This is a genomic window from Salegentibacter echinorum (assembly GCF_900129445.1).
Classification (GTDB): domain Bacteria; phylum Bacteroidota; class Bacteroidia; order Flavobacteriales; family Flavobacteriaceae; genus Salegentibacter; species Salegentibacter echinorum.
Window position 1 is genome coordinate 1 of sequence record NZ_FQVT01000006.1, and the last position, 12,337, is coordinate 12,337.

Sequence of the window (12,337 nt, forward strand, 5' to 3'; positions counted from 1 at the left end):
TTTGAATTTTAGACACTTAAATATACTAATTTTCCGCTTTTCTATTGCCTAAAAATTCAAGAAAAATCCCACTTTCTTACATCGAACTCAGGTTACTCAGTTTTTATGGTCATTACCCATTAATTTTATCAACTTTAGGTGTTTAATTAATTAACCAAAAAAAGATGAATTATGAAAGATGAAGCAATGAAATGGATAAAGCGGGCAGTAATTTTAAAAGTGGGAAATGCTATACTTAAAAAACCCGCGAGTGCTTTAGGCATTGGTGTATTAGCTGCCGGCGCCGGTTATGTAACCTATAACTTAATAACGAAGCAGTGCAAAAAGTCACCAAATAAAATTGAGGATATTGAAAACAATAATCCAGAGATTGCAGGTGAGAAAAAGATTGTTGTATAAATTAATGCTTATAACTTTTACTGCTTATTATCTTATTGTAAAAGTTAGATGATTTTTTTAACTAAATACTAAATACTAAATGCCACGTATTCCCGACTTTAAATTATCGGTGAAAATACGTGGCATTATTTGATTATTGCATCAACGCTATTTGATATTAGTTAAGAAAATAAAGCCTTCGATAGATTTATACTGAGGTTACCAAAGTGCTCTGGCTAACGAAAATATCACCACACTTCAAATTTTCAAATTATCTCATTTTCAAATTACCACATCAACACATCAACACATCATCAAATCATCCATTTTAAGGAAACGGAAATATTTCTTCCAATATTGGAAATACCATCGGGCTTTAAACGAGATAGATGGGAAATATAGTTTTTATCCAGGATATTATTAGCGCTCACAGCCAGCTTAAATTTTAAAGCGCCCAGGGATAAATTTCCTCCCAGGCCAGCGCCTAATAAGCCATAGCCTCCGGTTCGGGTTTCAAAATCACTGGTGTGGTTTTGGTCAAAAACATTCTTCAGTCTTAGAAACATATATTTTCCTGTAACTGCCTGTTTCTGGTCATTTAATTCTATACGTAAAGTATTGGTCATGGAATTTGCGGGGATTAAAGGTAGATAAGCGCCGCCATCACGTTTGCCGGTAACCGTTTCAAAACTACTTTCTATATGTAACCAATCTAAAGGATGCGGATGAATATGCACCCCAACTTCTCCACCATAAAGCCTGGCATCGTCTTGAGTGTAGGCATACACGGGACTTCCTTCCTTAACTCCTCCGGTAGGCTGTAAATAAATATAATTGTTTATGGTATTATGAAAACCATTAATAAAAGCTTCAAAATGTTTATTACGCCACTCTAAAGAAAGATCGAGCTGAAAGTTTTGTTCGTGTTCTATATCTTCATTTCCAATTTCATATCTGTTGGTGCCGTGATGAGCTCCATTAGAAGTTAGTTCAGATAAATTTGGCGCTCTAAATCCGGTTGCGAGATTTAATCTTGCACTCAGTTTTTCGGTAACATTGTATTTTGCTCCCAGGGCACCGTTTATACTTTCAAAAGATTGGTCTATGGCAGGAATGGCTGAACTCTCGTGCCCATGATTATCGTGTGTATCATCTTCACCCTTTTCGTGATCGTGTGCTTTTACTTCTTCACTATCAATACTACGGGTGTCAAATCTTAAACCGCCCTGAAAATCCCATGCTTCTAAATGTAAATGGGTGGTTGCATAAACACCAAAATCTATGGTAGTCGCATCTGGAATTAAAATTTCCTCTCCAAAATTAGTATTGGTTTGATGCATACCCTGCACCCCAAAAATTGTTTCAAATTTACCGGTTTTTGGGAGGTTATATTTTAAATTGTAATTAAGGGTTTCCAGGTGCATTTCTAAAGCAGGATGTGTTGTGGCATCTTCTTCGTGCATCTCTTCCTCTTCGTCTTCAGCTTCACCATGCTGGTGATTTTCAAATTCCTTTCGGTTATTGAATTGATATCCTATTTTAAGATCTAAACTGGAGTTTTTGAAATAGAGTTTGTTTTCTAAACTAAGAATATGATTATCAATTTCCTGATAGGGAAGTAGTGGGTCCTTATCTGTAGATTGCTTGCCAATTTCTTCTGGGATTCCAATTTTAGACCTATTAAAATTATATCTTAAATCGGCTTTATATTTAGAGTCCTGATAGCCTATACCAGCCTTAAAATCGGTTTCATTAAAGCGGGTGTTGGTGACCCTTTTTCCATCACCGGTTTTATAATCACTATGGGTGGCATAACTTCCACGTCCCAAAATTTTAAAATGCTCTCCTGAAGTTTTAACCATTGCACTTCCCTGGTAGGCCCGGGTGTTGCTAAAATAATCGGTATCAACTGCAGCGTTGGTTTCATTTTGCCTGGCATACTTCTCAGGATTTAAATAGAGTACTCCGCCAATGGCATCGCTACCGTAAAGTAGGGAAGCAGGGCCTTTTATCACCTCAACACTTCCTATGCCTTTAGAACTAATTCCTAAACCATGTTCATCGCCGTACTGCTGATTTTCCATTCTTACTCCCTGGGTGTAAACCAAAACCCGGTTAGAACTTAATCCCCTAATTACTGGCTTACCAATTCCCACACCGGTAGTTAAACTTTCTACTCCGGCCATTTGAGAAATACCATCGCTTAATGTTACTGCGCCTTTTCGGTTTAATTCTGCAACATTTTCACGTTCTACCCGCATCACATTTTCACTTTGTAATTGATGGAATGGGGTTGATATAATAACTTCTTCCATTTCTATAGCCGAAGGGGAAATGGCAAAGTTCATATTAATATTTTCCTGAAAATCAATTTCGGTGGAATATGTTGTAAACCCTATGGATGAGATTAACATTTTATAATTTCCATTGGGAATATTTTTTATAATAAATTTTCCGTTCTCGTCACTCATTGAACCTTTACCGAGTTCCGGTATATAAATATTGGCACTAAAAACCGTCTCTCCGGTTTCTGCATTTGTAATTTGACCAGAGAAATCGTTTTGGGCATAGATAATTGAACTAACCGCGATTAGCAGCAGCGTTAGAAATAAATTTTTCATAAAAATTCTTTAGATAATTATTAGACTAATGGGCGTTTCTCTAACATTCAACAGTATTTTATAGGCTTAAAGCCAACAATTGATGTTGAAAGAGTTACGGGATTAGCTTAGTGTTTTTTTAACAAGCGTAGATCCTATACCAAAAAGTATCATTAAGCTGAAGAAATCTTCAGCATTTCCCATATCCTATGTGCTTCCGAATTCCGGAATAATAGTTTGAGAAAAATTCAAATTATAAGTTTTGGTATTAGGCCGAAAGTGGTGGGCCGCGAAGCTCGTAAGGTAGTTTTTGATAATCGCTTAAAAACTGATAAAAATCGAAAAATATTAAAGTAGGCGTCTGGGCTAAAACAGGTTCAAACTTAATAAAGTTTACAACTACTGCGGGATTTTTATGAAAAGAGTGTAGCTCACAATCCAGATTTTTGGCGTGAAAATGATTTTCTGCGTAATTAATACAAAGTTCGTGGGTATGACCACTAAAGATATGAGCAAAATTAACAGCGCTAGGAAATAAAAGCATCCCAGCCATCATTAAAATTAATACGTTTCTTAGAAAATTCAATTTTTAATTCTGAAATAATTTAGATAAACCCAATCGTCCCAAAGTCTTTTTTTGGAAAGCCCAGAAAAATTTAAATTGTCCAAATACCCATCCAAAGCTTACTAGTAATACCTGATAAAGTGGAAATATCAATAGAATTCTAACGCTCCAATACAGTGCCCAATGGGAGGTTTCTTGATGAATTCCGAGAAAATTACACACTGGCGCCGCAAGTTTAGCAGCCGTAGAACCTGTAATGGCAAAGACCAAAATGATGATGAAAATCTGAAAATTAGATTTAATTCCCCAGCGTTTTTTCAATTTCTCCATAAAGCAAAAGTACTAAAAGCTAACTATAATTAAAATTTTAGTTGTTAAATGCGGGTAGGAACAGAAAATCGCTGTTCATAATGCCGACTGAAATACACAAAATAATTATATAAAAGATAATTTACTTCATAGCCGTAATCTATCCTCGGTTCATAATTAATTTCCTGCAAATATAAGTTGGGATCGTAAGCCTGCGGTTGCCGTACACGAGAATTATACTCTGAAACCAAAACCCTGTTTTTACTTTCAAGATACTGCTGGGAATAATAACCTTCTGGTTTTGCCACCGAATTAATGAAGAGGTTAAAGCCCGGTTCAATAATTATGATTTCATATTCCAGACTATCATTAGCGATGCGCACGGTATCATTTCCCAGTTTGGAATCTTTAAGATTTCGATCCCGGCTGGAGCCACAGCTGTAAATAAACAAGCCTAATAATAGTACGTAAATAAAATTTTTCATTGTTTTTAAAAAAATAGTGCAATTACCGTGCAGTTAATTTTATTTGATGTGTAAAGAGTAGAAAAGCAATTGAGTTTTCATTCTTAATCATTAATGTTTGATAGAAAAAGTACCTCCCAGGTCAGTCTTTCTTTGTATCAAAGCCAAAGAGCGATTTCAGAAATCCCCATTTTTATTGACTTAGATTAATTGAAAAACCTTATTAGTGAAAAAGCGGGATTCTATTTTAGTTAGACTGTAATATTTTCTCTTTATTCTAACAGTAAAGCGTCACAATGGCTATAGGGGTTGTTTCCTTTATTGGAAAAATTGATTTTTATTTTCCACCCAGCATACCTCCCAGTAAGCTGCCACCTTTTTTACCCTTTTTACCCATAAGCATTCCGCCAATATCATCCATTACGTTCCCATCGCCATTGGAGTCTAACATGCTCTCAATTAAAGATTGATCGTGTGAGGAGTTAGCGCCCATAACCGAACTTAATAAACCTGAAAGTCCCGAGGTTCCCACATTGTCTTTTCTTTTTTGCTTCCCCAAAAGACCCATAACTACGGGTGCTGCCATTTGCAAAATATTACCTACCGAATTTTCATCTAAATTCAGCGCAGTGGCAATAGTTTTTATAATGCCGCCTTGTTTGTTCCCTAATACATGATTAAGTATTTTACTGCCCTCGCCGCTAAGATCTTCTGCGTCTTTGTTATCCAGGTTATTCAGTAATTCACCATCGTGTTTGTCGCTTTGTAAAGCCTTATTTAAATTTTCTGCGCCCTGTGGTTCTTTGGTGTTCTTTTTCATAGCGCCGAGAATTAAAGGCAGCGCCATTCCTAAAACAGAACTCACTTTGTCCTTGTCTGCTGAAGTTTTAGCACTAGCCTTATTTATAAGTTGCTCCCCGGTTTGAGTATTTAAAAGATCTAATATTGATGCCATAGTTATCTGTGATTTATCGCCTAAATATGAGGCGTATATTTAATAAGTGTAAATTGTTTTAATGATTTAGTCTGAAATTTTATTATTCATTGTCAAAACGACTTATATGATTTAAAAATAACAATTTTAATTATTTCTATTTCAGTATAGTTTCTTAAAAATTAGTATGGGTTAGTAAATGTCTGCAAGTAGTAATAGCTTATACAATACCATTTCATTTTGAAAAAATATGCCATAAGTCCCTGATGCGAGAGACCTCACAGGTTTTAGAAACTTGTGAGGTCTCAATACGGCCTAATTGCATTAATCCCAATTTTACTTCTTAAAATAAGAGATAATCCCATCAGCAAGTTCTAAACCTATGCGTTCCTGGGCTTCTAAGGTAGAGGCTCCAATATGCGGACTCAAAGATAGTTGCTCGTTCATTAATAGTTTTATGGCCGGTCTTGGTTCGGCTTCATAAGTATCTAAACCTGCAAAAGCTACCTTGCCATTATCAATTGCTTCCAAAAGAGCAACTTCATCTATTACGCCACCACGGGCAGTATTTATAATGCCTACTCCGGTTTTCATTGCTTGAAATTCCTTCTTGCTTAGTATAGGTGTTTCCTGGGCCGGAACGTGGATACTAATAAAATCAGCATGTTTTATAAGTTCTTCTACCGGCTCGGTTTCAATAGGGATTTCTATACTTTGGTGGTTGTAAAATTCTAGAGTAATAAGTTCTTTTCCAACTGTTTTATCGCTGGCAATCACTTTCATACCTAAGCCCAAAGCAATTTTTGCTACTTTTTTTCCAATTCTTCCAAATCCAATAATTCCTAAAGTTTTTCTTCTTAACTCAGTTCCCGCCGAATAGGCTTTTTTTAATTCCCTGAACCGGGATTCTCCTTCCAGAGGCATATTTCTATTGGAATCAAAGAGTTTTCTAACGCCGCTAAAAAGATGGGCAAAAACCAGTTCGGCTACAGAATCTGAAGCCGCATTTGGTGTATTGATCACTTTTATATTCTTACTTTCGGCGTAATCTAAAGCGATATTGTCTAATCCCACTCCGGCGCGACCAATTAGTTTTAATCCTGGACAGGAGTCTATTATTTCTTTATCTACTGCTGTCGCACTGCGCACCAACAAAACCTGTATGTCCTTATCATTTATATAATTAGACAATTGTGGCTGTGCAACTTTGGTAGTGATAACCTCAAAACCTGCTTTTTCCAAAGCTTGCAAACCAGATAGCGCAAGACCATCATTAGCTAATATTTTAATTTTATTAGTTTCTACTGGACTTTTGGGTTTGTTAAAGAAATCTTCTGGCTTCATATTTTATCGTTTAATGACGTCTCCCATAATTAAATTAATGATTTCTAAATATAAGTATAGAGACTAAAATCCTATTCAGTTTTTTAATTTTGCTCTTCTAGTTTTTGCATACAGGAAACAAGGACTTCAACGCTTTCAAGTCTTAGCGCATTATACATAGATGCGCGATAGCCTCCTACACTTCTGTGGCCGTTTAAACCATTAATTCCTGCATTTTTCCAAAGCTCGTCAAAAGCTTCTTTCCTACTTTCGTCTGTGAGATTAAAAGTAACATTCATAGGTGAACGATCTTCAGGAGCAGCAAAACCTTTAAATAGAGGATTTCTGTCTATCTCCTTATATAATAAATCGGCTTTAGCGTTGTTGTTTTGCTCCATCGCTTTTATTCCGCCGTTATTTTTAATCCATCGCAATGTTAATAGTGAGACATAAACCGCATAAACTGCAGGGGTGTTAAACATGCTGTCTTTTTCCAGGTGCACTTTATAATTTAGCATAGAAGGCACTTCGCGTTCAACTTTTTTAATGAGATCATTTTTAATCACAACCAAAGTAGTGCCTGCGGGACCCATATTTTTTTGCGCTCCTGCATAGATAAGGTCAAATTTCGAAAAATCCATCTCCCTGGAAAAAATATCACTACTCATATCACAGAACAATGGCGCGTCTATATTTGGGAAATCTTTTATTTGAGTACCGTAAATAGTATTATTACTGGTACAGTGTAAGTAATCCAGCCCGGAAGGAATTTTATAGTCTTTTGGAATATAATTGAAATTTTTGTCTTTTGATGATCCAACTTCTACAACTTCGCCAAAGAGTTTAGCTTCTTTTATCGCTTTAGAAGACCAGGTACCGGTATTGAGATATCCGGCTTTTTTATTTAAAAAATTGTAGGCAGTCATTAAAAATTGTGTGCTTGCTCCACCGTGTAAAAAAAGTGCTGAATATCCTTTATTCTCCAATCCTAAAAGCTGAAGCGCCAAACTCCTGGCTTCCTCAATGACCGACACAAAGGCCTCACTGCGGTGTGAGATTTCTAAAATAGACAAACCTGAATTTTGAAAATCTAAAATTCCCTGTGATGCTTCTTCAAAAACTTCTTGTGGTAATATACAGGGACCAGCGCTAAAATTATGTTTTTTCATTTTAAATATTATTTGTCATTGTAGTTTTGAGCTACAACCTATTTATCAAAATTTCCAGCCTTTATAGTTCCTCCAGGAACTTTAAAGTATCTACTCCGTCGGCATAATCCCAAAGTTTTGGAGTTTGCGTTTCCCCAAAATCCACTTCAAAAGATTGGCCTACCACGCATTGCAATTTATCTTCCTGCCTCTTTAATATTTCCTGAAGTTTCTCCTTATTTTCATATTCTTCATAAAATAAGCTGGCAATAGGAGAACCAAAGCCTTCGTCTTTTTTAAGCACAAGAAAGCCATTGTCTAATAATTTAAAATCACTCATTAAATACACCGCCTTGTTATAGTCATAATTATTAGCATATTTGGCAGAATTCAATAAGTCTTTCCAGGGAAAAATTGCTTCAAAAAAAGCTTTAAAATCATAGTTTTTTGGAACATAAAGTTTGGAAACATTTCTACAGCCCAGGCCAAAATATCTAAAAATATCCTTGCCAAGGGCTTCTAATTCTTTCTTATTCTCGTCACCCGAAAGCACCGCCACCGAATTTCGGTTTTTTCTAATAATACTCGGTTTTTTAGAAAAATAATATTCAAAATACCGGGCTGTATTATCACTTCCGGTAGCGATTACTGCGTCGAAATTTTCCAATTTTTCTTCGGAAAAATGAATGCGATCTTCAAATTCAGGGGCGATATCCATAAGATATGCTGCGATAACCGGTAATAATTGCTTATCGTTAGAAGATTGTTTTACCAAAACATGATGACCTGAAATTAATACGGAGAGAAAATCGTGAAATCCAACTAAGGGGATATTTCCCGCCATAATTACCGCGACCGTTTTTGGGGTTTTGGGAGCTAAACTGTAATCTTTTAACCACTTATCTAAATTGGGCTTGGTTAGAGCTTCACTCCATTGCTGGAGAGAGAAAATCACATTATCTCTGGTAAACCATCCGTTATAGTGAACTGCCTGACTTATTTTATGATTTAATTCATTATAAAAAACATTATTCCGGGTGTCCTTTTTTGCTGAATCTTTATTTATTAGGGTGAATTCTCCAAGAAATTCCCCAAGTTTTATAAAATGTAATTTTCTTTCTTCGATTGTCATTTCCATATTTGGTTATGATAGCCAATGGCTTTAAATTTGTACGCGAAATTAAAACTTAAGCTGGCAAACTCCTAAAAAACATAGGAAAACCCCAATAAGTTTTTGATTTAATTAACCTGAGGCTTGTTTGAAGAAATTTTAGCATAGATTTTCAAGGTTTCTGAATGTGTTCCTGGCATTACCGGAGACATTAAAAATAGGATAACAGAAGTTTCAATTAATATTGGAAAATATCTAAGAAATGAAAAACTATTTTTTCAGAATAAATGATAAAAAATCTACAAGTAAGTAATTTAAACCAGCTCGTATAAAGATAAAAATATGGCTATAGTTATAACCGATGAATGTATAAATTGCGGGGCTTGTGAACCCGAATGTCCAAATACAGCAATCTATGAAGGTGCCGATGATTGGCGTTATGCCGATGGAACAGACCTGGAAGGTAATGTAGTACTGCCTAACGGAAAAGAAGCTGATGCCGATGAGTCGCAGGAGCCGGTTAGCGATGAAATTTATTATATCGTTCCAGATAAATGCACCGAGTGTAAAGGCTTTCACGATGAACCACAATGTGCAGCGGTATGTCCTGTGGATTGTTGCGTGCCAGATGATGAACACGTGGAAAGTGAAGAGGTACTATTGGAAAAACAACGCTTTATGCATAAAGACGCGTAAGTCTTGTTGACTAATTATTTCTGAACAGTTTAGAAGGAATGCTGTTTCTAAAACCCAGCGTTTTATTTAAAAGTTTAAAAATCCTGTTTCTTCTGAAGCGGGATTTTGTATATCATTTAGATTCATTGACGTTTGGTAAAAGCAGATTAACCCAAATTTCAATTGGATCAAAGCTAACATAATATTCAGAAGAGGTCCTGGTTTGGCTTCTTCTCTTAATTCTTTTTTCTTGCAGCGCAGCGATCTTGAATCATTATTCCGGCAATAATCATAATTAACATTTCTCGTGAAGTCTTTGTTAATTAAAATTCGCTAAAGCGGTTTAAACTGTTTAGTAGATACCTTATATTAGCAGCACAACTCCATAAACCACATATGAGCCAGGAAACAAAGTACACCGAAGATAATATACGGTCTTTAGATTGGAAAGAACACATTAGGATGCGTCCCGGGATGTATATTGGAAAGCTGGGTGATGGTTCCAGCGCCGATGACGGGATTTATATTTTACTTAAAGAAGTACTGGATAACAGTATTGACGAGTTTGTCATGGGCTCGGGTAGAACTATTGAAATTTCCGTACAGAATCAACGGGTGATTGTGCGCGATTACGGGCGCGGTATTCCATTGGGAAAAGTGGTAGATGTAGTTTCAAAAATGAATACGGGTGGAAAATATGATACCCGTGCTTTCAAAAAATCTGTAGGTCTAAACGGGGTTGGTACTAAAGCAGTAAATGCCCTTTCTTCTTATTTTAGGGTGGAATCATCGCGGGATAGTAAATCTCATGCAGCCGAGTTTGAACAAGGTGTGCTAAAAGATGAGGAACACCTGGAAGAAACTTCCCGTCGTCGTGGTACTAAGATTACTTTTATTCCAGATGAAGAGATTTTTAAAAATTTTAAATTCAGAAATGAATACATTGAGAAAATGCTTAAAAACTATGTCTATCTAAATCCCGGATTGACCATAGTTTTTAATGGAGAAAAATTTTATTCAGAAAATGGGCTTAAAGATCTCTTAAAAGATAGTATTAACGAAGAGGAGCGTCTATATCCCATCATTCATATGCGTGGTGATGATATTGAGGTTGCGCTAACCCACAGTAAAACGCAATACAGTGAGGAATACCATTCTTTTGTAAATGGCCAGAACACTTCGCAGGGCGGTACGCATCTTTCTGCCTTTCGGGAAGCAATTGTCAAAACAGTGCGGGAGTTCTACGGAAAAAATTATGACGCCAGCGATATACGAAAATCTATAGTTTCGGCCATTAGTATTAAAGTGATGGAACCCGTTTTTGAAAGTCAAACGAAAACCAAACTCGGTTCTACAGATATGGGCGGGGAAATGCCCACGGTGCGAACTTATATTAATGATTTTGTAAAAACGCAATTAGATAATTACTTGCATAGAAACCCGGAAACTGCCGAGAGTTTACATCGCAAGATATTACAGGCCGAGCGAGAGCGAAAAGACCTTTCTGGCATAAGAAAATTAGCGAAAGACCGGGCTAAAAAAGCCAGTTTACACAATAAAAAACTTCGGGATTGTAGAATTCATTTAGGCGATAGCAAAAAAGAGCGTTACCTGGAATCTACCCTGTTTATTACCGAGGGGGATTCGGCGAGTGGTTCCATTACCAAATCCCGTGATGTAAACACCCAGGCCGTTTTTAGTTTAAAAGGAAAACCATTAAATAGTTATGGCTTAAGTAAGAAAATTGTTTACGAAAATGAAGAATTTAATCTACTGCAGGCCGCTTTAAATATTGAAGAATCCCTGGAAGATCTAAGGTATAATAATATTGTAATCGCTACCGATGCCGATGTAGATGGAATGCATATTAGGTTATTGCTCATTACTTTTTTCCTTCAGTTTTTTCCTGAAGTGATTAAAGAAAATCATTTATACATTTTACAAACACCGCTATTTAGGGTGCGTAATAAAAAAGAAACTATTTATTGTTATAGTGAGAAAGAACGCAGGGATGCCGTAGATAAGCTCACCGGAAAAGCAGAAATAACCCGATTTAAAGGACTTGGTGAAATTTCGCCCGATGAGTTTAAGCACTTTATTGGAGATAATATTAGATTAGACCCGGTAATGCTAGATAAAGAGAAGTCTATAGATGAAATGCTTAGTTTCTATATGGGAAAAAACACCCCAGATAGACAGGAATTTATTATTGATAATTTAAAAGTGGAGCTGGACCTTATCGAAGAATTAGGAATATGAAATGCTCCAATAAAAAAGAGGTTAAAATAGTGCCCTCTATTTACATTGTATTATTGGCTATTTTTGTAACCAATATTTTTGTGAATATAGAATTAATAGGCAGTGAAGAACCTATTCATTTTAGTCATTTCCTGCCCAATATTGTGGTACTTTTACTTGCTTTTTATGTACATAAAATAGGAGTGTCTTTTGAATTTGATAACGATGGGGAAACCTTAAATTTAAAAAATAATGGTGTATTCTTTTCTAAATTCATGGAATACAGAGTGAAGAAAGCAGAATTTCCGAAGCGAAAATTGGCGAAATTTAAGTTTCAGGACTACTTTTTTTATTCTGCAGTAAAAATTTATATCAGTTCACGCCGAAGACGGGGTTTTAAAACATACTCATTTAATACTACCTTTCTCAATAAAAAAAAGAAGCGTAAAATGCTTGCGTCTTTAGAGAAAATAGTGGAAAATAACGAATTACAGAAAGAACAGTTGCCCAAACGAAAGCTCGAAAACGAGTTTCAAGATGTAACTAAGAATAATTTAAAGAATCCAGGCAGGCCTGCATAAATTAAATACTT

12 protein-coding genes are annotated in these 12,337 nt (G+C 35.9%); 4 read left to right on the top strand and 8 right to left on the bottom strand.

Annotated elements, in window-relative coordinates; all coding sequences use genetic code 11:
- Nucleotides 1-171 precede the first annotated feature (171 nt).
- A complete protein-coding gene (locus tag BUA71_RS10710; protein WP_072879599.1) occupies nucleotides 172-399 on the top strand; it encodes a hypothetical protein in 228 nt (75 codons plus the stop codon).
- A gap of 293 nt (nucleotides 400-692) precedes the next feature.
- Here the strand turns inward: BUA71_RS10710 and BUA71_RS10715 are convergent, their stop codons facing one another.
- From BUA71_RS10715 to BUA71_RS10750, 8 genes are all read right to left on the bottom strand, one after another.
- The gene (locus tag BUA71_RS10715) at nucleotides 693-2,999 is read right to left on the bottom strand and encodes a TonB-dependent receptor (protein WP_072879601.1); all 2,307 of its coding nucleotides are present in this window, start codon (nucleotides 2,997-2,999) and stop codon (nucleotides 693-695) included.
- A 247-nt stretch (nucleotides 3,000-3,246) separates the two neighbouring features.
- A complete protein-coding gene (locus tag BUA71_RS10720) occupies nucleotides 3,247-3,564 on the bottom strand; it encodes a hypothetical protein (protein ID WP_139277088.1) in 318 nt (105 codons plus the stop codon).
- 3 nt (nucleotides 3,565-3,567) lie between these two features.
- The gene (locus BUA71_RS10725; protein WP_072879605.1) at nucleotides 3,568-3,873 is read right to left on the bottom strand and encodes a DUF6787 family protein; all 306 of its coding nucleotides are present in this window, start codon (nucleotides 3,871-3,873) and stop codon (nucleotides 3,568-3,570) included.
- 44 nt (nucleotides 3,874-3,917) lie between these two features.
- A complete protein-coding gene (locus BUA71_RS10730) occupies nucleotides 3,918-4,337 on the bottom strand; it encodes a DUF6146 family protein (protein ID WP_072879606.1) in 420 nt (139 codons plus the stop codon).
- 316 nt (nucleotides 4,338-4,653) lie between these two features.
- The gene (locus BUA71_RS10735; protein WP_072879608.1) at nucleotides 4,654-5,271 is read right to left on the bottom strand and encodes a DUF937 domain-containing protein; all 618 of its coding nucleotides are present in this window, start codon (nucleotides 5,269-5,271) and stop codon (nucleotides 4,654-4,656) included.
- Between the two features lie 315 nt (nucleotides 5,272-5,586).
- Nucleotides 5,587-6,540, bottom strand: a complete 954-nt coding sequence (locus tag BUA71_RS10740; RefSeq protein WP_072879816.1) for a D-2-hydroxyacid dehydrogenase — start codon at nucleotides 6,538-6,540, stop codon at nucleotides 5,587-5,589.
- A 137-nt stretch (nucleotides 6,541-6,677) separates the two neighbouring features.
- Entirely contained in the window at nucleotides 6,678-7,742 is a 1,065-nt protein-coding gene (serC, locus tag BUA71_RS10745) for a 3-phosphoserine/phosphohydroxythreonine transaminase (protein ID WP_072879610.1), read from the bottom strand.
- A 61-nt stretch (nucleotides 7,743-7,803) separates the two neighbouring features.
- Nucleotides 7,804-8,853 carry an acyl-CoA reductase gene (locus tag BUA71_RS10750; RefSeq protein WP_175545955.1) on the bottom strand — a complete coding sequence of 350 codons (1,050 nt, stop codon included), beginning with the start codon at nucleotides 8,851-8,853 and terminating at the stop codon, nucleotides 7,804-7,806.
- Nucleotides 8,854-9,174: 321 nt separating this feature from the next.
- Here BUA71_RS10750 and BUA71_RS10755 point away from each other — a divergent pair, with 321 nt between their 5' ends.
- From BUA71_RS10755 to BUA71_RS10765, 3 genes are all read left to right on the top strand, one after another.
- Nucleotides 9,175-9,528, top strand: coding sequence for a 4Fe-4S dicluster domain-containing protein (locus tag BUA71_RS10755; RefSeq protein WP_072879614.1), 354 nt, complete (start codon nucleotides 9,175-9,177; stop codon nucleotides 9,526-9,528).
- Nucleotides 9,529-9,903: 375 nt separating this feature from the next.
- Nucleotides 9,904-11,766, top strand: coding sequence for a DNA topoisomerase IV subunit B (locus tag BUA71_RS10760; RefSeq protein ID WP_072879616.1), 1,863 nt, complete (start codon nucleotides 9,904-9,906; stop codon nucleotides 11,764-11,766).
- A complete protein-coding gene (locus BUA71_RS10765) occupies nucleotides 11,763-12,326 on the top strand; it encodes a hypothetical protein (RefSeq protein WP_245812571.1) in 564 nt (187 codons plus the stop codon). Before BUA71_RS10760 ends, BUA71_RS10765 begins: the two co-directional genes overlap by 4 nt.
- Nucleotides 12,327-12,337: the final 11 nt, after the last annotated feature.